The sequence below is a fragment of the Paenibacillus medicaginis genome, assembly GCF_042138635.1.
GTDB lineage: Bacteria > Bacillota > Bacilli > Paenibacillales > Paenibacillaceae > Paenibacillus > Paenibacillus medicaginis.
In genome coordinates this window covers 234,696-260,483 of record NZ_JBHIRY010000004.1, presented here as the reverse complement: position 1 = coordinate 260,483, position 25,788 = coordinate 234,696, and the positions used below count along the sequence as shown (strand labels likewise).

The window sequence follows — 25,788 nt, the reverse complement described above, 5'->3', positions numbered from 1 at the left end:
TATTAATTAATGTACTTAAATAGTATAGCTAGCAATTGTTTCAGAAACTAGAGAACTTGTACCCAAATTGCAACATATGAAAATATGAATCAATTGCCAGTGTTTGAGTACGCTTAATATCCTAACATCAGCAGGTCAGTATTTCCAAAGGATAGAGTATATTCGATAGGCAGAGTATTTTTCATAGAGGTGGATTGTGGGGGCAAGCACCATTGCGAACATAGTTAAAAACAAAACGAAGAAGCCTGTTTATTTTCCGTAGGCTTCTTCTTCGCATTCAATTTCCTTGGCTAGCGCAGCGTTCGCGTTTCTCAAACAAACTTCCCGCTTTTCATAATTAGCTTCTCATCCAGATACACATCCGGCTGGCCGACTACACCGTCGAGATGCACACCCGCCGAGATCGTTCCGCCGAACGTATTGTTGCTGCCGAAAGCGACGTGGATGGTGCCGTACACCTTCTCGTCCTCCAGCACGACACCTGTGATTCTCGCCTTGTCGTTTGTGCCGATGCCAAACTCGGCCAGCATGCGGCCGTCGCCCTCGCCGAGAATCTCCAGCAGCCTCGGTCCGTCCGGTCCATCCGCTTTTACAATCCGGCCCTGTTCAATCGTGAGCAGCAGCGGGGAGCTCAGCTTGCCGATGCCGGCCATGGAGCCGTCGATCAGAATCTGGCCTTCCGCCGTGCCCTCCAGCGGTGCGATGTATGCTTCCCCGGATGGAAGGTTACCGGATTCCCCCGGATTCAGGTACATGCCGGTGCTGGGTACGCCTTCGCGGCCTGCAATGGAGAAGGTGAGCGTATATCCGCCTTTTTCAATCCGCACCGCTTCGGCCGGCGTCAGCATGGCGCTGACCTGCTCGGTCAGCGCCATAACCTGGTTGTAATCAGCTGAGATAGCGCCTTCCAGGAACATATCTTCCGTAATACCCGGCATCGTGGCCAGGCGGGCGCCCGCTGCGGCGGCCTGCTTGCGTGCCAGCGTATGCGTTAGCGAATGCTCGGTCACACAGACGACCACATTCGAATGCGCCATGGCGATGGCAATAGCGAGCGGTGGTTCTTCTCCGGGTTTCAATCGCTCCTTCATGACGACGAGCATCGCTTCCGCGCCGAGCTGCTTGCCAGCCTCATACAGAGCTTCGGCAAGTTCCTTTTTCACATCATCCGCCACGACCAGGAAGGTTTCTTCCGCCTTCAGGCCGAGGCAGCTTTGCAATACATTTTTACTGATATCCACCAGCTGTTGATTCATCCGTCATCCTCCTTCAATCACGCTGCGTCTGAAACTTCACGGTTCCATTATAACAGGATTTCCGTGCGTACTGTGTCAGATCATCTCAGATACCAGTTTGGCCATGATAGTGTTGGATAAAACGACCGGCTTCCCGGACGTCCACGCTACCAGCTGGCGTGCTTCCTCCGTATACCCCATGCAGTCCAGCAAAATAATATCGGCCTTGTCCTTTAATTCCAGGGCTGCGGCGCGGTAATGCTCCGGGTTGTTGACATAAGGGGAGGCGACGGCAAATACCGGGTTCATCCCGTAGGGGGTGTACTTGGGCTTCAGATTCTCCCGCTGCTCCTCCAGCGGCACAAGGACGCCAAAACGGCGCGGCCCCACCAGGGCTTTCATCGTCGGCGGAATAATATGATCCGGCTCGATCAGGTAAGAAGTGTGTGTTTGCAATCCCGGAAATACACCTGTGCAGAGCAGTAAAATCTGCTCGATTCCCAGATCCTCCAGATCATAGATTTTTTGCTGCAGAAGCGGCTGAATTTTGGAGCGTCCCATAACTGCGGACTCACCGCTCACCAGACGGGAGGTTAGCACATAATCGCCCGCCTCGGGCGCAAGCTGCTCATCAATGTGCTCCTTGGTCATCCCGTCCAGCACGCCTACTTGCACAAGCTCGGCGCGTCCATCCAGGTATTTCTCGATCATTGGCGCCACGTCGGTGCGCGGTGCCTGACCGATCGTGATCATTCCCAGTTGTTTCATTACCATTCACCTCCATAGTTTTGCGCATACACATGCGAAACGGGAAAAAGAACAGCGGGGGAATACATCCCCCGCCGCCCGCTGCCATCCGTCAGCGGATTACTTTCCGCTGGTCTGCAAAATCTTCATGGAACCATACAGTGATGTCATGCGGTCAAATTCGGCAGTGTCGTAGAACGCGCAGGTTCCGTTGGTCGTTTCTTTCGCCACTTCCACAGCGAAGCGGACGGCGTCCGCAATATCCACCTCATGGCTTGCTCCGGTTCCGCAGCCCGGTACGATGGATTGAGCGGTAACGGCAACACCGACCACCGGCGCATTCGTCGCTACCGCAGGTTGAAGAATGGAGTTGATATGATACAGATCATTTCCGTAAGGCGTAATATCCTGCATCGTCACAGGGAAGGTTACGGCGAATTTGCCTGTGGCCATCTCCATGATGCGCAGCAGATCTTCGCTGACGCGGAGAATGTATCCCTCCTTGACCGTAGGGGAGATGGCAATACCCTTGTGATTGATCACACGGTTGCCCTTGGTCGTGTCGATGGACAGAATGGCGTCCATTTCCGGCACCACTTCATGGGTGTTCATCGCCAGGATATCCACCGGCGAATCCATGAAATCCACCGGCTCATGCGGACGGGTTGGCGCATCCGGGCAAATATGGGTCGTTACGATCACATCGCCCTTCAGCTTGTCGCCTTTTGTTTGCATGTCGGCCAGCTTCAACGCGGAGGCAACAGCCGCTACGGCGCCGTCGGCGTCGGATACAAGACCGATCCGGCTCGGACGCGCACCGATGCCGCCGAGACGGCCGACAATGCCGAAGGTTGGCGCATCGCCGCCGTTGCTTTTGCCGTTCGTGCCCGGAATGAGAATCTTGATGAAATCCGTACTTCCCTTCTCGCCGGTGACCTTGGTGACGGTAAAAGTCACGTCAGGATAGCTGTTGAACAGCCTTTTCACCTGTTCGCCGTTCACATATCCGTTGTCCAGTTCATCGATTGCAATCAATGTTTGCTTGAGTGTCATGTGCTTGTCCTCCAAGTAATGTTTGTGGCAATTCCTACCGGTCGTTAGCTCAGATACGGGATGACCGGTTTGTGAATGATATCTTCAACCGACTTCATCAGTTTGGTGTTGCTCATGGTGGTGCTGAGCAGCAGATTTTCCCTCGGAACGGTGATTACAGCCAGCTGCTGTCCTTTTTCCACTGTGGCTGTGATTACGGGTTTGCCTGTCTTGGCATCCAGCGTCATGATCAGGTCCGGGAAGGTGGCATAGCGCTGTCCGTCCTTTTCGAGCGTGATATATTCATTCCAAAATGTCATTTCGTAAGCATCGTCGATAACTACCGTACCAACGTCAAATCCCCCGGTGGTTTCCAGACTGAAATCCGTAACCGTGCCCATGGCGGCCACCTGCCCACCGAGCAGGGATACGACAGCGCCGATTGCGGCCTCCCCCTGCTTGGAGAGCAGCGCTTCCCCGACGGCAATCGCTTGTGTAATGGCGCCAACCGCCCCGTTCGCTTTCGCATAGGCTGCGGTGACGGGGTTGCGTGCTACCGCCACGAGGCCGCCCGCTTCCACAGAGGCCTTGCGGACTATGGTGGAGGCCTTGTCGAGCGATCCGGAGATGACCATCTCTACGTAATGATCCCCTTGACCGCCGACCGCCGCCTGGTGGGACACGTAACCCTCCACCTCCGTCAGGTTCATCGAACCCATCGTGCCGGTCGGGTGGGCACGGCCATTGCAGGCGAAATCGACGAGCGGAATGCCTGTTATGGCGGACTGGAACCAGCCGTTCACCGTCGTGCCAGCCCCGTTCTCGTTCGTATGGATGGCCTGAATCGGCCGCCCAATCTTCTGCGTCAGCAGCTCCAGTGTTCTGGTATAATGGACCGGCTTGACGAACTGCTCCTTGGCTGCGGGAGCACCGACCAGGGAGACAGTGACGAACAGATCGTCAGCGGCGAATTCATCGATGGTGACCAGTTCGGGCTGGCCGACTTCAAGGGCAAGTCTTCCGATCTGCAGCCCGTCCTTGATCCAGCCGCCGCCGCCTCCGCCCAGAACAGCGCCGCCGTATACCGCATATTTCACAATTTGTTCATCCAGTTTGATTCTGGTCAATCCGGCTCACCTCATTTGTTCATTTTAAAGATCGAGTTGAAGAAGCTGTAAAGCGCGTCTCCGGCGATAAACCCGGCTGCCAGAATGCTGAGGTTGGTTTCGGCTTTTCTGTTCGTTACCTTCAGTACAATGACACGGATCAGAATACCGGCCAGTACAGCCCAGCTCGCATTCGGGGTAGAGATCAGCAAGCCTGTTGCGAACAGAACGCCAAGCTGACGGTGCGGCCCGCCGATCAACTGCACGATGGCTCCGGGAATAGCCCAGAGCAGAAGCTGAAGGGCGACATCGCCGGAGGTGCCGGCCTGAATGGTGGATACATACACCTTGTCAATGGGTGGTACCAGGTTTTGTGCGAAATAAGTTTGGTAAGTCACGATAACGGTGATCAGGGCCACACCGAATGCAATCAGAGAAGCGAGATACTGCTGCTTCCGGCCCTGAACCTCGAACTCTTTATCCTTGCCGTTCCCGCGCAGGATGTATCCTGTCTTCAAGTCATAACCCATATCCGCGAAGGCCGGACCGGTAGCGGCACTGAAGCCTGCCAGCAAAGCCAGCGCCAGCGGAGGAAAGCCGATCATCATGCCGACGAGCAGGGTAATGAAGGCAACGGCGAAGGCCGGGAACCAGCCGGAGTGCATGGCCGCGATGCCGACAATAATTTCATGGACGAAAGCGGCGAAGGCGGCAAACACGATGAAGCCAATCAGCATGCCGAAGGACATGTGCGTAATCAGGCCGCCAATGATGGCGATGATCAGGGCAATGACCAGGTAGAGCAGGAAGCCGATGCCCAGCACCCGTCGTGCCTCATTGACCGGACGTGTGTATTCCTCGGCTTCTGCTGCTGCTTTCGCGGCTCCGTCTCCCCGCTGGTCCCTGGTCTTCGTTTTGCTGAAGATCAGGAAGCCGGCTTGGATCAGAGCCACGATACCGGCGCCGATCATGATGCCGTGGGCAATATACAGCTCGTTGACGTCAATGTTGAAAACAGGAACGGAATACTGCCGGATCAGCAGCCCGATACCGAACATGGTCAAGGCCCAGATATTGCCGATGAAGGCCACGCCGAAGGCGGACATCGGGATGTGCAGGATGGAGCCGATGAGGCCGATGAGTGTGCCGACACCGAGCAGGCCCGCGCGTTTGCCGCCCTTGTCTCCGGCGAGGATCGACTCGGCTGTAGCGACGCCCGGAGCCCAGGTGCCCGACGCGGGGAACAGCTTGGAGTCGAAGATTTTGTACAGAATCGCCGCATCGAGAAACATGGCGAGCGCCGCTCCGATCAGCATCGGCAGAATCAAATCCGGCTCACCCATCACAAATGGAATACCGATCGGAATCAACAGGCTGTTGGCTGCTCCGAACGTGGCGGATGATATGGAGGTCTGTATGAGATTTTGCCGGTGTATCGATTTGAATCTATTGAGAATGGCAATGGGAATCCGGGCAATCAGCATGGCGATCAGGGCGCCGATAATGGCGGTATTTGGCGTCACTCCCAGAGAGGTTACAATCTGCATGCCGATAATGGCTCCCAGAACACTGGTTACGATGATGAGAATCAGGGAGACAGGTTCAAAAATGGTCGGATGCTGCTGTTTTTGATTATCCATGGTTAACCCTCCTGCGGATCTATGAATTGAGTGCCTAAAAATCATTCCTCTTTTAGTGGATCGGGTTATCGGTCACGGTTTGCAGGTAGAGGGAGGAGGCGTACAGGCCCTCGGCTTCCACCGAATCAATCACAGGAATCCGCAGCTCGTTTCTAAGCACATCAGCCAGTCCGATGGTAGAGAAGCCGGTGCAGGCAAACTGAATAACCTTGGCTCCTTGATCGATAAGAGATTGCGCTGCCTCGATAGCTTTTTCGCGTCCGGATGGTGTCAGAATATCTGTCGTATTGGTGACTCCCTCAGGACGAAGATATTTGACCAGCCGGCTGCCAAGCAGGCCTGATACAACCGCAGGAGCCTCCTTAGTGATACCCATAACGCCGACGGGAAGCCCGGTAGCGAGCGCACTGTAGGATGCGGCACTGCCTGCGCCAATGACGGGAATGGACACGCTTTGCCGAAGGGCATCGATGGCCGGGTCCGCTGCGCAGCTGATAATCAGCACTTTGCAGCCATCATGTTCCATGCTTTTCCCCAGCTCAACGATCTTGGGATTTGCGATTTCTTCCGTCTCATCATCATAGATTCCCAAAGGCTGATCCGGGATGCTCTTGCTTATCACTTGAACACCATACTTTTCTGTAATGATCCTTCCGTGTTGTTCCAAAACGTCCTGGTTATCAGTTGTGAAAACACGTATTACGCCTATCATTCAGTTCAACCTCCCCTGTGTGATGTTATTTAACATTGTAGAGAGCCGCATAAATATAAACAATGTACTCATATGCCAAAACAAACAGAGGGTCATTGTGCTCAAAGCACAATGACCCTCTGTTTAATCCGTTTTTTTAACCAGATAAAAAGCACTGCACAGCTGGTACATCAGTCGGTTGACAGAGTTATCCAGATCAATGTCAGTCAGCTCTTTAATCCGGTCAATTCGGTATTTGACAGAGTTGCGGTGAATATACATACGGTTGGCCGTTTCCATCAGACTGCCGCCGGTCGTCAGATAATAATAGAGCGTTGTTACCAGGTCCGTATCATTTTCTTTGTCATATTTGGCCAACTGGCCCAAATTGCGGTCGATGACCGTATCGAAGTTAACAAAGCTTCCAGCTTCCAGCATCAAGCTGAGCATTTCAATTTGTTCGAAGGAGTAAATATGCGGCTCGCGATCCAGTCTGGTGCCGATGGCGACAGCCTTGCGGGCCTCCATGTACCCGGCATTGAGCTCCCACAGAGGCCTTTTGCTGCCAAAACCGACGCGGATAAGGCTCCAGCGCTGGAGAAATGGCGTCAGGCTCTGAATCCACTCCTTGTGCGGCTGCTTTCTCGCTGTGGAGTCACCTGCCGTGGTGGACAGCAGAAGTAGCAGCCGCTCTCCTTGCGGGAGCACATAGCCGCGTACCTTGCGCTTCGCGGCTTCCTGATGAACCAGCTCTTGCAGTTGTATCGCAAAAGAGGAGCCTTCGTTATATAGCTGCTGGCCTCCCTCGATCAGGCAGACCTGCCATGTCCAGTTGGGCTGCAGACCGAGCTGTCTGCCCTTGTCTTCAACCTCCTGCCTGGAAGGGTGAACGCCCATGAGCAGCTCCTCAAAAAAACTGCCCTGTAGCCGGAGCTCGGTGTCCTTGGCGATTTTGCTTCGCATCAGCTCCAGAGCAAAGACAAGCCTGGCCTGCTCGATACACACCAGATCCAGCTCGTCCAGCTCCTCCTTGGCCACGACCAGCTTGCCTACGAGTTGATTGTCTACCGTAATCTCCCAATGGGAGCGGTCCCCGCTGCGTTCGGAAGAGGCAATATACGAGGAGGAGACAAGCATTTCCCCGGCCCTGTCCACAATGCAGATCCCTGATCCGATCAGCTTCGCTACATGGTCGGCCACGGCCTGGATGCCGCGGTTGTTCAGCACAAGATGTGTCAGTGTCGTGTACACCTCTTCAGACCTTCTGAGCAGGGCAGCCTGCTTGTCGACAATCTGCTCCATCACCGTAAATGTGATGTCTATATAAGGCATGCCGGGAGGCAGCTCAATCACGGGAATGTGATAGAGATTGCTCATATCCACCATATCCTGAGGGACCCTGCCGATGAATCGCTCCGGCTTGAAGGCAAGCGCAGCCCCGTCGGCATGCGCCAATTCTTCCACAAGTCCCGCCAGCAGAGAAGGGTCATCCCGCACCGAATAACCGGTCGTCATGATCATTTCCCCTTCACGCAGCCAGGACTTGATATCAGGCACTTCCAGAATATCAATGTAACGTACAACCCGGTCGAGGCCCTGATCTCCGCTGATCAGCCTTGCATCCTTGAAGAAAGGAAGCTTGAGCAGCTCCCGCACCGTCAACCCGCTTCGATTCATATTCTTCACCCTGTTCCCGCTTTTAGTTGTTGATAAGTCTATCCCAATTTCCCTTGCCTGTCCTGACATTCTATGTAATATATTCAATGAAAAGTATGGTTATTTTTTGGCCATAGGTTAATTAATGTGACATTACGTCATTTTTTTATTTTGTCTAAACTAAGCAGATTAGTTACAATAACGGGTGAGGTTGTGCTTGTTCTATAATGACCGCTTTCATACAGTGGAGAGTAAAGGGGGATCCTATATGTCACCAAGGCAGGGGCTCACCCTGCAGAGGGTGCTGCAGGCGGCGGAGGAGATCGCCAACGAGCAGGGAATGGGGGAAGTGACGCTGACGACACTCGCAGGCAAGCTGCAAATTCGCCCGCCTTCCCTCTATAACCATATCAGCGGAATGGCGGGATTGCGCAGGGAGCTTGCCATGTACAGCATGAGGGAGCTGGAGGGAGTGCTTACCCGGGCTGCCGTCGGCCATGCGGGACGGGAGGCTGTTCTGAACATGGCGGCGGCCTATATTGAATTTGCCCGTACCCGCCCAGGGTTATATGAAGCAATGATGCTTGCGCCCAATTTAAAGGATGAGGAAGTTAGACGTATTAGCGATAAGGCGGCGGAGGTTGTGTTCAGGGTGCTGTCTGCCGGGTACTCCTTGACGGAAGAGGAGGTCGTGCATGCAGTGCGCGGTTGGCGGAGCCTGCTGCATGGATTTGCGTCCATTGAGGGCAGCGGTGGTTTCGAAATGCCTGTCGGGAAGGATGACAGCCTCCGGTTTGTGATGGACATTTTTACAGCAGGTCTTGAGCAAATACGCTATCGGCAACCCGAAAACTAATTTTATTATTGATAAAACTAATTATATTAGTTAAAATCAAAGCATCAAATTAAAGGAGGACGCCGTCCTATGCGAGTTCAAAGCAGACAGCATTTGCACCAGTTGACTTTTCTTCCGGATTTTTTTCCTGTGAATTGTTATTTGGTCGAGGAGGAGGGGGGACTGACACTGGTGGATGCTGCGCTCCCTTCTAGTGCAAAAGGCATCATCAGCGCGGCGGCGCGGATCGGAAAACCGATCACCCGCATTGTGCTCACCCATGCGCATAATGATCATGTTGGCTCTCTGGATGCATTGAAGCAGCATTTTCCAGAAGCTCCTGTATATATTTCGCGTCGTGATGCGCGGCTGCTGGCCGGCGATGTGTCCCTGGACCCTGCTGAGCCCAACGTTCCGGTGCGGGGCGGGGTACCATCCAAGCTTCACACCCGGCCGGATATTCTCCTTGAGGAAGGGGACCTGGCAGGATCGCTGCAGGCTGTCAGTGCCCCCGGACATACGCCCGGCTCCATGGCATTCATGGATACCCGGACAGGTGCGCTGCTGGCGGGCGATGCCTTTGTAACACGCGGAAGGGTTGCCGTTGCCGGGAGAGTGGTCCCGCTCTTTCCCTTTCCGGCACTGGCGACCTGGCACAAGGAGACAGCCTGGCATAGTGCCCGCAAGCTGCAGGAGATGAAGCCTTCGCTGCTGGCTGTCGGCCACGGGCCTATGATTGACGCACCGCAAACGGCCATCCAAGAAGCGGTGGAGGATTTCGGGCGTCGTCTTGGTATTTAACAATTTTAACGGGTGCCACAGCCGCTATTGGGGCCAAGATCGTTGATTTCAAATTCTAGCGGTTGCCCTTGCGCTTATTTTACTAAACCCGGTTATTTTCGCTTAGATTAAGGCAAATAACGGCGGTCGCAACCGTTAGAATCTAGAAGAGGCCTTTTTTCGTAAAATAGCAGCAGCTTCAACCGTTAGATTTCCAGTGGGTGCAATATTGGCTCGAAAACCTGAGCTTTTGCGGAAATCTGAAAAAGATCAGGGCTGCAAGTTGTCTTGTGAAGAAGTTAATGCAACGCTAACGAGGCTGTCCCTCAGCTATAATCATAGCTTTTGGAACAGCCCCGTTTATGCTCTCGATATGTCCGACAACCGGAAAAGCTATACACCCGAATACGCCATGAAGCCGCCGTCCACCGGAATGACGGTACCGGTTACGAAGCCGGAGGCAGTATCATCGGCGAGCCAGAGCAGCGTGCCGAGCAGATCCTCCGGCACCCCGAAGCGCCGCATCGGGGTGTGGGCGATGATCTTGGCCGAGCGCTCGGTGAGCGAGCCGTCTTCATGGGTGAGCAGCTGCCGGTTTTGCTCGGTCAGGAAAAATCCCGGAGCGATCGCGTTCACCCTTATCCCCGCCTCAGCCAAATGCACAGCCAGCCACTGGGTAAAATTATTGATAGCCGCTTTCGCGGCGCTGTAGGCTGGAACCTTCGTCATCGGGCTGGGAGCGCTCATGGAGGAAATATTGAGCACGGCAGCGCCATGACGCCCGATCATCCCTTTGGCGAACACTTGTGTCGGAATTAAAGTTCCAACGAAGTTCAAGTCCAGCACATTGCGGAAGCCCGGTACACTCAGATCAAAAAAAGTCGTCACCCCCGGCTGACCCAGGTCGTCGGGGGAAAATATCTCGCGGCTCGTGTTGGCGCTCGGATGGTTGCCCCCTGCCCCGTTTATGAGGATGTCACAAGGACCGAGCAGGCGGCGAACCGTCTCCTCGGCCTGCTTCATACTTTCGGTATCGGTCACGTCACAGGCCACCGCAATAGCTTCTCCGCCATTCGAGCGAATCTCTTGAGCCAACTGTTCACCTTTTTCGGCAGTACGGTTCAGAATAGCGACCTTGACGCCCTGGCGGGCAAGCTCTTTCGCCATAGCGCTGCACAGCACGCCGGAGCCGCCGGTCACGACGGCTGTTCTTCCGGATAAGGCAGGATGAAGGGGAAGTGTGGTCATTGTACGGCCTCCTTAGCAGCTGCAGGCACATCTGCACCACGCTGGTAGGCGTCCCACAGACCCCATAAATACATGATGCCGAGCGCACGGTCATACAGGCCGTAACCCGGTCTGCACTGCTCATCCCAGATGTGGCGGCCATGATCCGGCCGGGCATAACCGGTAAAGCCGACATCGTGGTAGGCCTTCACAATACCGGAAATATCGACGGTCCCGTCCTGTGTCCTGTGCGAGGTCTCGATAAAGTCACCGTTATCGAATACCCGCACATTGCGGATATGGGCGAACGGGATGCGGTCGGCAAATTCGTGAATCATCCCTATGATGTCGTTATCCGGATTGGCGCCAAGCGAGCCGCTGCACAGCGTGATGCCGTTGGCCGGACTGCCATGCAGCGCCAGAAATTTACGCAGATTGTCCTGGCCCGTAATGATGCGCGGCAGCCCGAAGATCGGCCATGGCGGATCGTCAGGATGGATGGCCATTCGGATTCCGTTCTGCTCTGCAACAGGAATGACGGCATCCAGGAAATACTGCAGATTTTTCCACAGATCCTCTTCAGTCACGCCTTTATAGGCTTCAAAGAGCGACGTGAGATGCTCCAGGCGCTCTGGCTCCCAGCCGGGCATCGTGAGCGTGCTGTTTTCGTTAATCTGCCGCACCAGCTCGAACGGGTCGGTGCCATGAATTTTGGATTTCTCAAAAAAGAGCGCAGTAGCTCCGTCTTCCGTTTCCTTGTGCAGATCGGTCCGTACCCAGTCGAACACCGGCATGAAGTTATAGCAGATCACCTTAACGCCGACCTGGGCCAGCTTCTCTATGGTGCGTATGTAGTTCCCGATATACAGATCACGTGTAAGCCGCCCCAGCTTGATATCTTCATGCACATTGACGCTCTCCACCACTTCCAGATGCAGCCCGGCCTGATCGGCCTGCCGCCGGATTTCCACGATCTTCTCCATAGGCCATTCTTCGCCTGCAGGCACATCATGCAGCGCCCATACAATGCCCTCTACACCCGGAATCTGCTTAATTTGCTGCAAAGAAACCGTGTCATTGCCTTCTCCAAACCAGCGAAATGTCATTCGCATGGCGGCACCGCCTTTCTTTTAATAGATAACGCTTACAAAATACCGTCGCTCCCGCGGAACAGGCGCCATCCGCCTGAACCTTGGGCAAGAGCTCATTTAAAATATTCAGGATACTGCTCCCGCAGGACACTCAAATCCGCCACACCGAGATTCAAGTGATCGTGCATGATCCGTTCAGCTGTATCCGGGGACTGCTCACGGATCGCTTCCACCATCCTGCTGTGCTGCTCATAGAGATGGTACCAATGCGGATTCGTATCAAGCCGCAGCATGCGCAACCGGTTAAAATGAATGTTCATCTGCTGCATGACGGTCCAGGTTGCGAGCTTGCCGCAGCCTTCGAACAGGATGCGGTGAAATTCTTCATCCAGATCGAACAGCCGGTGTCCATCATGGATTTCAATACTGTCCCGCTGCCGCGCCAGATTCGCTTCCAGCTGCGCAAGCTGCTCTTCAGGGAAGCTTACGCAGGCCAGGCGTATCACGGCGCATTCCAGATGCTCGCGCATGAAGCGGGCCTCCTCCACAAGCCCTGTGTCGATCAGAGATACTTTGGTACCGCGCTGCGGCAGCACCAGCACCAGCCCTTCCTGGGCGAGTCTGACGAAGCTTTCGCGTACCGGGGTCCGGCTGACCTGAAAGCGGATGGAGGTTTCTTTCTCGGACAAAGCGGTACCGGGCGGCAGCTCGAGGCTCATCATCTGCTGCTTCAGCCGGATATAAACAGAGTTTCCGGCCGATCCGCTCTGGCGGTACATGGTTTCATCCATGTATTCACCTCCTTGTTCACCATACTACCATACAAGTATGGTAGTTGGCATTAGCTTTTTTCATTGCAGACGAAAATCTGGGGAGGCAGGCAGCCGGGAACGCCAAAAAGCCGCGATCTCAAGCGATCACGGCTTTTCATATGCTGCGTCAACGTCTGTTTAGGTTAAGCGTTAAGCTGATTTACAAGCTTAGCGACAGCCTCGCCGAGAGCAACAGCCGGACGGCCGAGCAGGGCTTCAAAGTCGCTCCGGCTCACTTCGAGCGCGCCTTCCCGGATGGCGGACTGGATGCCGGTCACGATTGGCAGCGCCTCCTGCGGCACGCCGACTTCGGACATGACGCGGCCGTAGGCCTCATCATCGACATGCTGCACAGGCACCTCACGGCCAAGCGCTTTGGACAGGGCGGCCGCCAGGTCGTCATAGGTTGCGGGAGCGCCGGACAGCTCATAGATCGTATTCTCATGTCCACTGCCTGCCAGCACAGCTGCGGCGGCCGCTGCATAATCCTCGCGCAGTGCCCAGCCGACTTTGCCGCTGCCTGCGGATACAGTTACGGGGGCACCTGCCAGCACGCCCTGAATCACGCCGAGCTCGTTCTCCAGATACCAGTTGTTTCTCAGGAAAGAATAAGGGATGCCAGTCTTCTTGATGGCTTCCTCCGCAGCGCGGTGAACCGGTGCGAGGAACAGAGGATTTTCATCGGCGTTGGACACACTGGTGTAAGCGATAAAGCTGACACCTGCGCTTTGTGCCGCGGAAATGGCATTCTGATGCTGACGAATCCGCGTATCGTTGTCGTCCGTAGCGGAAATAATCAGCAGGCGGTCGATGCCCGCGAAAGCCTTAACAAGTGAAGCGGGATCGTCAAAATCACCCTGTCTTACCTCTACGCCGCGAGCGGCCAGAGCGTCTGCTTTGCGGGGATCACGCACACTTACAGCTACGTTGTCCGCCGCAACTTTGGCGAGCAGGTTATCAACCACTTTAGAACCGAGTTGTCCGGTAGCGCCGGTTACCAATATTTTCATGTCACATCTTCCTCCTTAATATTATGGAGCAGCTATACTAAAGTTATTATATTGTAACTATAATAGTTACAATAAGACTTGCTGTCAAGCTACTATCTCAATTGGCATACCAGAACATGAATTTCCGCATTGCACCTGCCCTCATCGACCATTCCGAATACTGTGAATTGTGATAAAAAAAACTTGCTTCTCTCCGCCGATGAAGACGAAAAAAAGCAAGTTTTTCAGGAATACGTTGACCGTGTGGTCCTATCTCGTCACATGGGCGGTGGGAGAGAAGCACCCTAATTCAAAATAAGATCATTTATGAATTTATTCAATTCACTTACTAAAGAGACCTGCATAGTTTTTTCCGATATCCATTCATTGTCCTGTATAGAAACTTGATTGGATTTTCCAGGTCGTAGTACATTAGCGATACAGCCCAATCTAACCTTGGATTGATCAGAAATCCCCCATTTTTTTCTATAAACTTCATCGATAGTCTCAATGTAACTATCAACAGCCTTCAATAAATCCGGATAAACTACCTCCGCACATTCCAGTAAGGCATCGTCTAACGTGCCGATATTTTTATTGTTAGGAAAAACGTGAATACCTATTCGCTTATTGCCCAGCACTTTAACCTCCCCTGGTATTTTTAATTCAGGGAGACTTTCAATCTCGCACAAGCTTTCGCTTATCTGATCACAACATTTAATCGCTTCTCTTGAATCAGCATCGGCAAATATTCCTATAGAAAATGGTTTATCATTATTTTCTTCCTTATCAATAACATTAAGTAAAGTAAGTCTGAGTCTCTTAACTAGTTTGGTAATTCCTCCAACTGCATGAACCGCAATTGAATATTGTTCATTTTGAAAAAAAACGGGGATTGGGACCCTTTTCAAAAGATTACCATCCGGCGGGAATGTTTTAGGTATCAATGTAATCCAAATTGGATTTAAATCTTCTAATTTTTCAACTCTTTTGATTCCATATAACTTCAGTACTCGCCCAATAGCTTCAACATCATGAGGTCCCTCGGTAACTAAGTAAGCAAATCGCATGAACCTATCTCACATCCTGACCAAGCTCATATCGAATATCATATAAATCCTGTCCAACAAATTTTTTAGCGTCCGTATAGTCATCGTTTGTCTCGAGCCGATACGCAATCAGCTTTTCGAGATTATTTTTTTCGGCTGATAAGATGGCGTCTATTGTTTCCAAACTATGAGTGGTTGCAAATAACTGTACATTATATTCCTCGCATAAAGAGACCAGCCAGTCAAAGAATTTCTCAAATAGCTTTGTATGAACCGCAGTTTCTATTTCATCAATTAACAAAATCCCATCTTTACATTGCAAAACTGCAGTGGCTATGGTCAGTACTCTGCGTACACCATCACCAAACACTGAAACTGGAGCATAGCCCATTAATTTATGTTTGAAAAATGGAACTGGAGAGCGGCCATCAGGCGATAGAACTTCAATTCCCTCTATATTTTTATCAAACTTTTGAAGAAGTTCGATGATATCATTCTTTTCACCTGACATTATTGATCTCGTCAGGTGTCTAGCGGATATGGGTTGTACCCTATGATCAATTGGAGTAACCATTCTATGTTTTAGGATTTTAATTTCAATGTTCTTGTCACGAACAAACCGAAATTGATCGGTTAGTATAAATTCTTCAGAATACTCCCGTTTGGATTCTTCATCATTATATTCCATTTTTATAGACAAGGCTCTGACCTCTTCTTCTGATACCTCATCTATATTTGTGGCTTTTGATCTCGTTACTCTCGAAATAGATTGAAGGACTTGTTGTTCTGTGCAGCTTACTTTATAAGTTCGTTTAACTTCATTTACTTGAGATTCAATAAAAATTTCTCTAGCTTCATCTTTTTCATTAGATATATGGGGAAACATCCAAATAACGGATTCAATCGTTGGCATTCTAATGGGACCGTTCCAAACCCTATCACGACTTTTTGAAGTTATGACTAATTGTGTTATATCCAAAGGGCGACAACTTAACTCTAAAGCCTCGAGAAGCGAAGTCTTTCCGGAGTTATTCTGACCCACAAATAAATTGATTTGACTGAGATGAGGTAAATTAAGTTGCTTTATTCCTCTAAAACCTCTAATATTAACCTCATTTATAAAACTCATGTTTTCTTCCTTTCCCGGTTCAAAGTAGCAAAACTATTTCAAAGTGACCGTTTTTATAACTCATTATACTCGCGGCTTATTATAAGTATACTATAACCCAAAACTAGAACACATCATTAGCTAACAATTCAACAATTCAACATCAAAAACAAAGCCGCGAAGCATCAATGCTCGCGGCTTTGGCGGGTTGTGGAGTATTATTTTTTCGAATCCAGGAGCTCAAAAATAATTTCCGCATTTTGAGTGTTGTCGATCAGCCCGGCAAACTGCCCGCTGCTCGGTCCGTAGGCATATACAGGAACATCCTCTCCGGTATGGCCGCCTGTGGTCCAACCGGTAAACGAACGGGTGTCAAAAATCTTTTCAATCGCATTATCGATTTCAGTAGCATCCTTCGCGGAGGCAGCGGCATCCTTGACGGATTGCAGCTCTGCTTCCGTGAAGTCCAGAGATACATATTTCTTCAACGTTTCTGCCGGACCGGCGCCTGCCTTAATTTCAGCAGCCATGAAATCCGGCGTGCGTGTAGCCGCTTTGATCGGTGTTACATCAAAATTGTACTCCCCGTTCGCGCCGACAGAGAGGCCGCCGGTGGAGTGGTCTGCCGTAGCTACGACCAGCGTATTGCCGTCTTTTTTGGCAAAATCAATAGCCGCTTTGAAGGCTTTCTCGAAGTCTGCCATTTCACTCATCGCGGCCACAACGTCGTTATCATGTCCTGCCCAGTCGATTTGGCTGCCTTCCACCATGAGGAGGAAGCCTTCTTCGTTTTTGCTCAGACGCTCGATAGCTGCATGGGTCATCTCTTCCAGAGAAGGTGTCTCCGGTTTGCGGTCAATGGCTTTATCAAGTCCGCCATTAGCGAACAATCCCAGCAGCTGGTCATGCTTGTCATTAAGCAGTCCCTCGCGGTTAGTTACGTACCCGAAGCCGGCACTCTGGAACTCCTTCGTCAGATCGCGGTTTTCACGGACAAAGTTCGTCAGGCCGCCACCGAGCAGTACATCGATTTTATGCTTGCCGTTGATCATTTCATCGAAATAATCGTCAGCAATGGCATCCATATTTTTACGGCTGATATCGTGAGCGCCGAAGGCGGCAGGGGTTGCATGCGTAATTTCGGAGGTGGCGACAAGGCCAGTCGATTTGCCCAGCTCTTTTGCCCGTTCCAGAACGGTTTTCACGTTGGTTTGGTCGTTGTCGACCGCGATGGCGGCGTTATAGGTTTTGACACCGGCCGACATGGCTGTTGCTGCGGAAGCGGAATCCGTAACGTTCTGGGACTCGTCCTCGGGGTAAGTCATTTGCGTTCCGACCAGATATTTGTCAAACTCGGTTTTTTCCATCACAGGCGTGGAATGATCATCCTTCATATAGCGGTAAGCGGAAGTATAGGATTGTCCCATGCCGTCGCCGATCAGAAAGATCACATTTTTCACGTTGCCATTGGCATTAGCGTCGGCAGCCTCTGCACCAGGAGCTCCGGACAGAATCGTTGAAGTGCCCAGAGTCAAGCCGAGCGCAACGGGAAGCATTTTTCTCATCATTCTATTTTTCATTATTAACCCTCCCATTTATTTGAATGAATACATGAAAGCTTGTTCATATCAAACATTAGCCGTTTATTGTTAGAGGGAAATGGAGTTTGTGTAAATTTTGTGTAAATCGATGATGGAACAAAAAAATCAAGATTCCAAATTCGGAACCTTGATTATGGAGAGTGTCCTATCGGATCGTTAGTGCTGGCGGCAACTGCCACCTATTCGAGATTGGCGTGCTTGCCGTACATGCTTACTGTTGTTTGTTTGGTTATTTCCATGATCTTCAGCACGACCGCATCGCCGAACAGGAGCAGGCTCTGCTCAAACAGCGAGCCCATCGGCTGGATGGTTGTGTATTGAGCATTCGCCGGGTCCTTCTGTGAGCCGGGGAGCGGGACCACGATATCCGCCACGGAGGCGATATAGGACTGAGGAGCGGTGGTGAGCAGGGCAACGGAAGCGCCCAGCGATTTGGCCTTGTCCGCCATGGCCGCAAGACTCCTGGTTTCACCCGACCCGGAGCCGATGAGCAACAGGTCCCCGCGGCCGATCCCGGGCGTAACCGTCTCGCCGACGACATGACTGTTCAGGCCAATATGCATAAGCCGCATGGCGATGGATTTGACCATAAAGCCGGAACGGCCTGCGCCGGCCATAAAAATTTGTCCAGCTTCCATAATGGCGGAAGCCAGCCGGTCGGCTTCTTCACTGGAGACGGCCTCTGGTGCTCTTTCAAGCTCCTTGATGATTTCCGACAAATATTGAACTGTCTGCATGTCGATCAGGCACCTTGATGCATCAGCTGCTTCATTTGGGCCGCAACCGCCTGTTTGTCGCTTTCTCCTGTAATGCCTCCGCCCACAATGACAAGATCCGGTTGTACGGCAATCACCTCGGACAGAGTGCCCAGCTTGATTCCGCCTGCTACCGCAGTCCGGGCCTGCTTCACTACACTTTTGACTGTTTTCAGGGCTTCAAAAGGACTTTCCCCTTCAGCCTGCAAATCATAGCCTGTATGCACACAGATGTAGTCGACTCCTAGAGCGTCTACTTCTTTAGCCCGCTGCTCCAGGTTTTTGACGCCGATCATGTCTACGAGGATCTTTTTCCCGCCTTGTGTTCTGGCTTCTTCAACAGCGCCCCGGATGGTTGCATCCTCGGCCACCGCCAAAATCGTCACGATGTCCGCTCCCGCTTCGGAAGCCTTCATGACCTCATAACCGCCTGCGTCCATAACCTTCAGGTCAGCCAATACCTTCAGATTGGGAAAGGCTTCTTTCATCGCTTTTACCGCGTGCAGCCCTTCATTAATGATCACAGGAGTACCGATCTCCACCACATCTATATAAGATTCAACCTCTTTTACCAGTGCAATGCCTTGTGGAATGTCCACCAGATCCAGTGCCAATTGCAATTCCATTCTTCTGTTCGCTCCTTTAATCGTTTTGAAGTCAGATTCATTGTACTTGCCGTCTCTTTAGAATGTAAGTACGCACTTTTTTGGAACGCAGTACCCATGAGGTAAGGCAGTTACTGGGAGGGAACCAGAGAAAAAGCATCTGCAGGGCCGCTGTATATTAACAAACTTCGTTATATACTATTTTGAAAACGGCATCATAAAATAGCTCTAACAGCTATTTTAATAAGGAGCCGAGGAGGATTAGACATGTCCAATGAGCGTTTGTTAATCATGAATGCAGATGATTTCGGAATGTGTCATTCAACCAATCACGCTATAAGCAAGCTGCTGGCCGATGGCATCACGGCTTCGACAAGTCTGATGGTGACTTGCCCCTGGGTACTGGAAGCCGCCGCTTTCTTGAAACAGCATCCGAATGTGGATGTGGGGCTGCATACGGTATTCACGAGTGAATGGCAGCATTACAAATGGGGACCGTTGAACACGCAGTTGTCAACCTTGACGGATCAGTTCGGATATTTTCCGCCAGATACAGCGACCGTTGTCGCCAATGCCGCCCCTGAAGAGATTCGCGAGGAAGCGGCCGCACAAATTGAATTCGCTCTGCGCTTGGGAATAGACCTTACTCACGTGGACAATCATATGGGTTCGGTATATCATGTCACTGAAATTCTGCTTGATCTGTGCGAGACATACCGGCTCCCGCTGCGGTTTTCCAAGCTAAGCGGCATGTTCTTGCAGCATCCCCGGCATAAAGAGATGGTGAAGCTGGCGGAAGAGAAGGGCGTGCTGCTTCTCGATCACTTTGAAATGCTCCCTTTTTCCTCAGAAGCTGGAACGAAGGTCCCTTATTCTTTTACGAAGGAAGCGGCAATTGACGTGATTAAAAATTTAAAGCCTGGCCTGACAGAGCTGGTTTTTCATCCATCCCGGGATACGCGGGAGTTAAAAGCAATCACGGACACTTGGCCCATTCGCCGTTATGAATATGATTTGTTCCGTGATAAAGACATTATCCGGTTATTGCGGAAAGAGGATATTCGCGTGGCCACTTGGCGGGAAATTCGCGATAGACAGCGCTCGATGCAGTCCACATGAAAAAAACAACCGGACCGGCAAGGATAAGCCCCTTTCCCGGTCCGGTTGCTTTTTCAATCCGGCTGCAATAGGTATGTTGGAATTTTCATGATTCGACCTGGTTCAGATATGTCTGGTGCTGTGTTCCCCAGTCCGCCATTTCATCCAATAGCTGCCTGACCGTCAAGCCGTACTTAGTAAAAGAATATTCGACCTTGGGCGGTACCTGGGAGTACACCTCCCGATGAATAATACCGTCCTCCTCAAGCTCGCGCAGCTGCTGGGTCAGCATTTTCTGGGTAATGCCCGGCATATCCCGCCGTAATTCGCCGAATCTTTTGGCGCCATCCGTCAGATGGCAGAGAATAACCGGCTTCCATTTTCCTCCGATCACCTTAAGCGTGAGCTCTACCGCTGTTTTGAATTGTTGGTCCCCCATATCCTCCGACCCCTTCAAAATTCTGATCATTATATTGTATATGAGGTCGTTGCAAAAATCCATTGCGGCGCATGCTAGGGTCCCGGATCAGCTGTCTCCGTGCTCTTCATACAGACGTATGATCTCGAGCATCACTTCGGTTGCCTGTACCATGACATCGGCGGAGATAAACTCATATTTGCCGTGATAGTTTTCGCCGCCGGTGAAGATGTTCGGTGTCGGCAGCCCCATATAGGAGAGCTGGGAACCGTCCGTGCCGCCGCGAATGGGCTTGATTTCAGGTTCAATGTTCAAGTTGGTCATCGCCTGCTCCGCGATCTCCACAATATGCTTCACAGGCTCGATTTTTTCCCGCATGTTGAAGTATTGATCCTTGATCTCCAGCAGAACGCGTTCTTGCCCATAGACGGAACGGGCTTCCTCTACGATTTCGGTCAGCCGGGCTTTGCGGTTCTCAAACTGCTCCCGGTCAAAATCGCGGATCAGGTAGTGCATTCTCGTCCGCTCAATATCTCCCTGAATCGACATCAGGTGATAGAAGCCTTCATATCCCTCCGTATGCTCCGGAGCTTCCATTGGAGGGAGCTTGGTATGTATGAACATCGCTATTTTGGCGGCATTCACCATCTTGTTCTTGGCTGTTCCGGGATGGATATTGACACCCAGGCAGGTGATTTTGGCCGCTGCGGCGTTAAAGCTTTCATATTCCAGCTCGCCAAGCGGGCCTCCGTCCATCGTGTACGCATATTTCGCGCCGAAGGCGGCGACGTCAAAGCGCTGCGGTCCTCTGCCGATTTCCTCATCGGGGGTAAAAGCGACGCGGATTTTGCCATGCTTGATTTCCGGATGGCGGATCAGGTAATCCATCGCTGTCATAATTTCCGCAATACCGGCCTTATTGTCCGCTCCCAAAAGGGTGGTGCCGTCTGTGGTAACCAAGGTGTGTCCTTTATAGCGGGACAGGCTTGGGAAATCCCGGGGGGACAAAATGACTTGCTCCTGCTCACTCAGTACAATATCCTGCCCATCGTAGTTTTCCACCACTTGCGGACGGACGTTCGCGCCCGTAACCTCCGTCGCCGTGTCCAGATGAGCCAAAAAGCCGATGACCGGTACGGATTTGTCCGTATTGGAGGGCAGAGTGGCCATCACGTAGCCGTTCTCGTCCATGCTCACCTCCTGCATGCCTATGGCATTCAGCTCCTCCACGAGCATGTGCGCAAGGGTCATCTGACCGGGTGTTGAGGGGCAAGTATCATTATCCTCGTTGGATTGTGTATCGACCTGAGCATAGGTGCTCAAGCGTTGAATCAGCTCTTGTTTCATAGATTCAAACTCCTTTCAAAAGGCTTATTTTGCTGATCCTAGTTTAACATGGCGGGTATCGTTTTTTCTAAGCCGTGATTTTTATGTGTTAGCCGCCTCATCCATTCAGCGCCCACACGGACACACTGCGCCCGTTTACCGGAAACTCTGCCCATCCGTTCTGGTCAATTCTGATGCTGTCATTCCGGTTGCCCGTCAGGTCGGTCCATAGTTCACCTGCTCTGTGCTGGCCGACCCGCATCCGCTTTTTTCCGTCTTTGCCGTTGGATATGACGACAGCCAGGCCGGAGTTTCTGATCTCAGGCGTTCCCAATCTTACCCAGCCGATAGTGTTGGGCTGATCGAAATAATCCTGCTGATCACCGTAGGCTTTCTCATAACGTGCATAGAGCAGAGGATCGATCTTATCCTGCTTGCCTTTGACAGGCTTCTCTCCACCAATTCCGTAATAATCGCCATAGAACACACAGGGATACCCGTCCTTCCGCAGCAACACCAGCGTATAGGCGATCTGTTTAAACCAATCCTCCACCCAGGATTCCAAGGCCTCATCCGGCTGGGAATCGTGATTGTCCACAAAGGTGACGGAGTTGAGGGGATATGTGCCGACCAGTGTATCCTTGAAAATCGTAGACAGATCAAAATCGCTTCCAGCCAGAGAAGCCCTATGCAGCTTGTAATGAAGGGCCACGTCAAACAGATCGATTTTATAGTTGATAGCCTCCAGGAACTTCTGGCAGGCCTTCAAATCGGATTTCCAGAATTCCCCTACAATGTAGAAGTCCTGTCCGCGCTTCTTGATCATCTCCGCCACAAACTCGCGGATAAAGTCGTGATTGATATGCTTAATGGCATCCAGCCGGAACCCGTTGCATTGCAGCGTATCGATGAGCCATTTGCCCCACCGGATCATCTCTTCCCGTACAGCCGGATTGTTGTAATCGATGTTGGCGAACATCAAATAATCGTAGTTGCCGAATTCATCGTCCACATTTCCATTCCACTGCTTGTTCTTGCCCAATATACGGTAAATGCCTGTCTTGTTCCGGCTGGCATCATAGTCGGTTCCATTGAAATGCTCGAAATTCCATTGAAACGTCGAATATCGGTTCCCGCGGCCCTGAAAGGTAAACTTCGTCCAGCCTTTAATATCAAAGGGCTTGGAAATGACCTCGTTGCGGTTATCCGGATTCACCTCAACCACCTTGAACAGCTCGGTTTCATCCGCTCCCGCTTTATGGTTCATGACCAGATCAACATAGACGGCCAGACCATGTTTGAGACAGGCGGCCATAGCATTCTGCAGTTCGTTCCTGGTGCCGTATTTGGTCCTGACCGCTCCCTTCTGGTCAAATTCACCGAGGTCGTACAGATCATATACACCGTAGCCCGTATCGTCCGGAGATTGCCCTTTGGTTACAGGCGGAATCCACAAGGCATCTATCCCTATTTGCTTCAGTTTGGGTACAAGCTCAATCAGCCGCTGCCAATGCTTCCCGTCAGCCTCTACATGCCATTCAAAAAACTGCATCATCGTATGATTTCTTTTCATGCAGGTTCCTCCCTTTGCTCTTATATAACAAGTTACCCATCAAGCAAGGCAGGCTAAACTCTTCTGCCAACAAAGAGCGTGCGAAACAGCAGATGAATGGGAGCGGGCAGGTGCGTTTATTTTACTGGAATGTGATACAATACAAGCATCACGTGGTAATTAAAGTTAAAGCTGAACCTATGATTAAACGGAGACGTTTGTGGACAAATATAGATATCTGACAAGCTTAAGGAGGTGACCCGGAGAGCAGAAGCATTCTGCCTGGGCATGATGGAAGCAGCCGAACAGCCATTACTGAAATACTGCAATTATTGTAAGGAATACAAACCATTGACCGGATTCCAACGCAGAACCGGCCGTAAAGCAGGTCCGCTGTCACGGCGGGGGGCATGTCTGGACTGCAGGCGCCGCAAGCAGCCTGTCGGCAAAGCTTCACCCGGCAGGCTACACACAGAAGCGGCCGAAGCCGTAACGAAGCCTTCTGCCTCAGGGCGCGGCGGTGCCCGTGTTCATGGCAAGCCGGCTGCCCGTGCGCTTCCGGTTCACTCGGAGAGACGGCAGCTCTCCTCCAAGGGTGGACAAGCACAATTAGACCCCAGGGACCCGAAGGCATTGCGTTCTAACCGCAACGGAATGATCCGTCTGTGCGGCAAAACGGACAAAGGGCGGCGCTGGCATCAGGAGATCGACCTGGAGCTGGCGGCAACTTTGGTGAGGGAGGGTATGGCGGTGGTGGTCAATCGCTCCACGATTCGGCGTTTATACACGAACCGGGAATTCCGCCGCTATATCATGATGAGGGACAAATATACCTGTTATTTCTGCGGCGAATACGGCGACACGCTGGATCATCTTCTTCCCCGTGCCAAAGGCGGGCATACGACCCCCGTGAACTGTGTCTGCGCGTGCAATGAGTGCAACCAGTCCAAGGCCGACCGCGATGCGGATGAATTCATACAGGCGCTGGCATTGGATTAGCATGACCCAGATAACCTGACAAAAAAGCTTCCGTTCATGGTGAACAGGAAGCTTTATTTGTTCTATACGCCTGCGAATCAGTACATCTCCACCTCGAGGCCGGCTTCCTTCCAGGCTGCCGTTCCGCCTTCTATGTAGGCCACATTGGTGAAGCCCATCTGTTTCAGCAGATAAGCAGCCAAGGCAGCTTGGCCGCCTGCGCCACAGGTGGTCAGAACGGGACGGTTGCGGTCCGCCAAACGCTCATCGCGCAGGTTTTGCGGCAGCTCCAGATCCGCGCGGATCGGAAGCATGCCGAGCGAAATGTTCGCGCTTCCGCGAATCAGGCCGCATGCACCCGCATCAGTGGCATCCTGAACGTCGATGACGAAGGTCTCCGGATTTTCTTCAATCATCTTCTTCGCTTCCTGGGAGCTTACACCCTTCACGTTCGCCTGTGCTTGCTTGAGCATATCCATAAATGTCAAAGCCATTTCTTGTAGCCTCCATATCGATAGGATTTGGTTTCACTTCAGCCGGCCTTCCCGTGTCATCGGAACGGGCCTGCTGTATAATATTACCCACTAATGATAGCCAATGATCACCAGCTTCGTCAAAAAAACAGCCTTTTCATATAAAATTTTGGGAATAATTCGGTTATAGCCGCATCTTTCATGAAAATTAAGGCATAATTTATAAGATTTTTATATAAAACTAAAAATTTTTTCGACGCTGGGCTTGTGAAAGGTGTAATATAGGGTTATAGGATTCCGTTTCGGCCTGTTTGATTCACGAACATGAAATGCGTGGTCATTGCAGCAGCAAAAACACCGAAGACCGAGGCAAGGCACCCATACATCATCCGGCCCGTCCGAGAAGAAGAATCTTTGGGCGGCGCGGGTTTTTCAATATGTCATGGATTTTGTTTGACCGGGATTCGTTGAGCCGTTTATTGCAAGCAGGTAACGAGAGAGGAATGGACTTCTATTTTAGAGTAAAGGAGGACGTTCACGTCATGTCAGAAAATCAACAAGAGGTGGCAGCTACACAGGAAGCTACTACGGAGTCCCGCGATGTGCTGGACCAATTGATGAAGCCGGAGGTTCAACAATCGTTGACCGTTCTGGTAGAAAATCTGCCAAAGCTGACAGAGATGGTCACAGTTATGACTGGCGCCTATGATGTAGCGCGCAGCCTCGCAACAGACCCGGTATTTATCGGGGATATGAAAAACTCCATGACCGAGTTTGTGAAGCCTGTAACAGAATCGGCCAAAGGCATTGCTTCTGCTGCTATTGAAGCGGGTGACCGTGTACAAACCGAGTCGGGAACGGTTGGGCTGTTTGCTATGCTTAAAATGCTCAAGGACCCGAATGTGCAGAAGGGCTTGCGCTTCGCTTCAGCTTTCCTGGACATTATGAACGAGCGCCAGGCGCAAAATAAATAACAGCTGCCTA

General features: G+C 51.7%; 25 protein-coding genes. 5 read left to right on the top strand and 20 right to left on the bottom strand.

What is annotated here, in order from left to right:
- Window positions 1-311: 311 nt before the first annotated feature.
- From ACE5LO_RS06765 to ACE5LO_RS06735, 7 genes are all read right to left on the bottom strand, one after another.
- Window positions 312-1,256 (bottom strand): aminopeptidase, encoded by a 945-nt coding sequence (locus ACE5LO_RS06765; protein ID WP_375519256.1) that lies wholly within the window; start codon window positions 1,254-1,256, stop codon window positions 312-314.
- Window positions 1,257-1,331: 75 nt separating this feature from the next.
- Window positions 1,332-2,003 (bottom strand): AroM family protein, encoded by a 672-nt coding sequence (locus ACE5LO_RS06760; RefSeq protein ID WP_375519255.1) that lies wholly within the window; start codon window positions 2,001-2,003, stop codon window positions 1,332-1,334.
- 99 nt (window positions 2,004-2,102) lie between these two features.
- Window positions 2,103-3,035: a DUF1177 domain-containing protein gene (locus tag ACE5LO_RS06755; RefSeq protein WP_375519254.1), complete on the bottom strand. Its 933-nt coding sequence runs from the start codon at window positions 3,033-3,035 to the stop codon at window positions 2,103-2,105.
- 44 nt (window positions 3,036-3,079) lie between these two features.
- Window positions 3,080-4,141 (bottom strand): S-methyl thiohydantoin desulfurase family protein, encoded by a 1,062-nt coding sequence (locus ACE5LO_RS06750; RefSeq protein ID WP_375519253.1) that lies wholly within the window; start codon window positions 4,139-4,141, stop codon window positions 3,080-3,082.
- Window positions 4,142-4,152: 11 nt separating this feature from the next.
- Window positions 4,153-5,760, bottom strand: coding sequence for an OPT/YSL family transporter (locus ACE5LO_RS06745; RefSeq protein WP_375519252.1), 1,608 nt, complete (start codon window positions 5,758-5,760; stop codon window positions 4,153-4,155).
- A gap of 52 nt (window positions 5,761-5,812) precedes the next feature.
- Window positions 5,813-6,472, bottom strand: a complete 660-nt coding sequence (locus tag ACE5LO_RS06740) for an aspartate/glutamate racemase family protein (protein WP_375519251.1) — start codon at window positions 6,470-6,472, stop codon at window positions 5,813-5,815.
- 123 nt (window positions 6,473-6,595) lie between these two features.
- A complete protein-coding gene (locus tag ACE5LO_RS06735) occupies window positions 6,596-8,128 on the bottom strand; it encodes a PucR family transcriptional regulator (RefSeq protein ID WP_375519250.1) in 1,533 nt (510 codons plus the stop codon).
- A 247-nt stretch (window positions 8,129-8,375) separates the two neighbouring features.
- On the opposite strand from ACE5LO_RS06735, the gene ACE5LO_RS06730 reads away from it, so the two are divergent.
- Both ACE5LO_RS06730 and ACE5LO_RS06725 read left to right on the top strand, forming a co-directional pair.
- Entirely contained in the window at window positions 8,376-8,963 is a 588-nt protein-coding gene (locus ACE5LO_RS06730) for a TetR/AcrR family transcriptional regulator (protein ID WP_375519249.1), read from the top strand.
- A gap of 69 nt (window positions 8,964-9,032) precedes the next feature.
- Window positions 9,033-9,743, top strand: coding sequence for an MBL fold metallo-hydrolase (locus ACE5LO_RS06725; RefSeq protein WP_375519248.1), 711 nt, complete (start codon window positions 9,033-9,035; stop codon window positions 9,741-9,743).
- 372 nt (window positions 9,744-10,115) lie between these two features.
- On the opposite strand, the gene ACE5LO_RS06720 is transcribed toward ACE5LO_RS06725, so the two are convergent.
- The 9 genes from ACE5LO_RS06720 to hxlA form a co-directional block, all read right to left on the bottom strand.
- Window positions 10,116-10,970: an SDR family oxidoreductase gene (locus ACE5LO_RS06720; protein WP_375519247.1), complete on the bottom strand. Its 855-nt coding sequence runs from the start codon at window positions 10,968-10,970 to the stop codon at window positions 10,116-10,118.
- Complete coding sequence (uxuA, locus tag ACE5LO_RS06715) at window positions 10,967-12,061, bottom strand: mannonate dehydratase (protein ID WP_375519246.1); 1,095 nt, start codon at window positions 12,059-12,061, stop codon at window positions 10,967-10,969. Before uxuA ends, ACE5LO_RS06720 begins: the two co-directional genes overlap by 4 nt.
- Before the next feature lie 92 nt (window positions 12,062-12,153).
- On the bottom strand, window positions 12,154-12,831 hold the full coding sequence (locus ACE5LO_RS06710) for a GntR family transcriptional regulator (RefSeq protein ID WP_375519245.1): 678 nt from the start codon (window positions 12,829-12,831) through the stop codon (window positions 12,154-12,156).
- A gap of 164 nt (window positions 12,832-12,995) precedes the next feature.
- A complete protein-coding gene (locus tag ACE5LO_RS06705; RefSeq protein WP_375519244.1) occupies window positions 12,996-13,862 on the bottom strand; it encodes an SDR family oxidoreductase in 867 nt (288 codons plus the stop codon).
- 284 nt (window positions 13,863-14,146) lie between these two features.
- On the bottom strand, window positions 14,147-14,911 hold the full coding sequence (locus tag ACE5LO_RS06700) for a DUF3226 domain-containing protein (RefSeq protein ID WP_375519243.1): 765 nt from the start codon (window positions 14,909-14,911) through the stop codon (window positions 14,147-14,149).
- A 4-nt stretch (window positions 14,912-14,915) separates the two neighbouring features.
- On the bottom strand, window positions 14,916-16,019 hold the full coding sequence (locus ACE5LO_RS06695; protein ID WP_375519242.1) for an AAA family ATPase: 1,104 nt from the start codon (window positions 16,017-16,019) through the stop codon (window positions 14,916-14,918).
- Window positions 16,020-16,216: 197 nt separating this feature from the next.
- Window positions 16,217-17,578 (bottom strand): alkaline phosphatase, encoded by a 1,362-nt coding sequence (locus tag ACE5LO_RS06690; RefSeq protein ID WP_375519241.1) that lies wholly within the window; start codon window positions 17,576-17,578, stop codon window positions 16,217-16,219.
- 200 nt (window positions 17,579-17,778) lie between these two features.
- On the bottom strand, window positions 17,779-18,336 hold the full coding sequence (hxlB, locus tag ACE5LO_RS06685) for a 6-phospho-3-hexuloisomerase (RefSeq protein WP_375519240.1): 558 nt from the start codon (window positions 18,334-18,336) through the stop codon (window positions 17,779-17,781).
- A gap of 5 nt (window positions 18,337-18,341) precedes the next feature.
- Window positions 18,342-18,980 (bottom strand): 3-hexulose-6-phosphate synthase, encoded by a 639-nt coding sequence (hxlA, locus tag ACE5LO_RS06680; RefSeq protein WP_375519239.1) that lies wholly within the window; start codon window positions 18,978-18,980, stop codon window positions 18,342-18,344.
- Between the two features lie 246 nt (window positions 18,981-19,226).
- Here hxlA and ACE5LO_RS06675 point away from each other — a divergent pair, with 246 nt between their 5' ends.
- A complete protein-coding gene (locus ACE5LO_RS06675; protein WP_375519238.1) occupies window positions 19,227-20,078 on the top strand; it encodes a polysaccharide deacetylase family protein in 852 nt (283 codons plus the stop codon).
- Window positions 20,079-20,163: 85 nt separating this feature from the next.
- Here the strand turns inward: ACE5LO_RS06675 and ACE5LO_RS06670 are convergent, their stop codons facing one another.
- The 3 genes from ACE5LO_RS06670 to ACE5LO_RS06660 all read right to left on the bottom strand — a co-directional run bounded on the left by ACE5LO_RS06670 (window position 20,164) and on the right by ACE5LO_RS06660 (window position 23,374).
- Window positions 20,164-20,496, bottom strand: coding sequence for a winged helix-turn-helix transcriptional regulator (locus tag ACE5LO_RS06670; RefSeq protein ID WP_375519237.1), 333 nt, complete (start codon window positions 20,494-20,496; stop codon window positions 20,164-20,166).
- Between the two features lie 87 nt (window positions 20,497-20,583).
- Window positions 20,584-21,822: a peptidase T gene (gene pepT / locus ACE5LO_RS06665; protein ID WP_375519236.1), complete on the bottom strand. Its 1,239-nt coding sequence runs from the start codon at window positions 21,820-21,822 to the stop codon at window positions 20,584-20,586.
- Between the two features lie 97 nt (window positions 21,823-21,919).
- Window positions 21,920-23,374, bottom strand: coding sequence for an alpha-amylase (locus ACE5LO_RS06660; RefSeq protein ID WP_375519235.1), 1,455 nt, complete (start codon window positions 23,372-23,374; stop codon window positions 21,920-21,922).
- A gap of 267 nt (window positions 23,375-23,641) precedes the next feature.
- On the opposite strand from ACE5LO_RS06660, the gene ACE5LO_RS06655 reads away from it, so the two are divergent.
- On the top strand, window positions 23,642-24,352 hold the full coding sequence (locus ACE5LO_RS06655) for an HNH endonuclease (protein ID WP_375519302.1): 711 nt from the start codon (window positions 23,642-23,644) through the stop codon (window positions 24,350-24,352).
- Window positions 24,353-24,429: 77 nt separating this feature from the next.
- On the opposite strand, the gene ACE5LO_RS06650 is transcribed toward ACE5LO_RS06655, so the two are convergent.
- On the bottom strand, window positions 24,430-24,825 hold the full coding sequence (locus ACE5LO_RS06650; protein WP_375357047.1) for a rhodanese-like domain-containing protein: 396 nt from the start codon (window positions 24,823-24,825) through the stop codon (window positions 24,430-24,432).
- Between the two features lie 521 nt (window positions 24,826-25,346).
- Here ACE5LO_RS06650 and ACE5LO_RS06645 point away from each other — a divergent pair.
- The gene (locus ACE5LO_RS06645) at window positions 25,347-25,778 is read left to right on the top strand and encodes a DUF1641 domain-containing protein (RefSeq protein ID WP_375519234.1); all 432 of its coding nucleotides are present in this window, start codon (window positions 25,347-25,349) and stop codon (window positions 25,776-25,778) included.
- The last annotated feature ends 10 nt before the right edge of the window (window positions 25,779-25,788 follow it).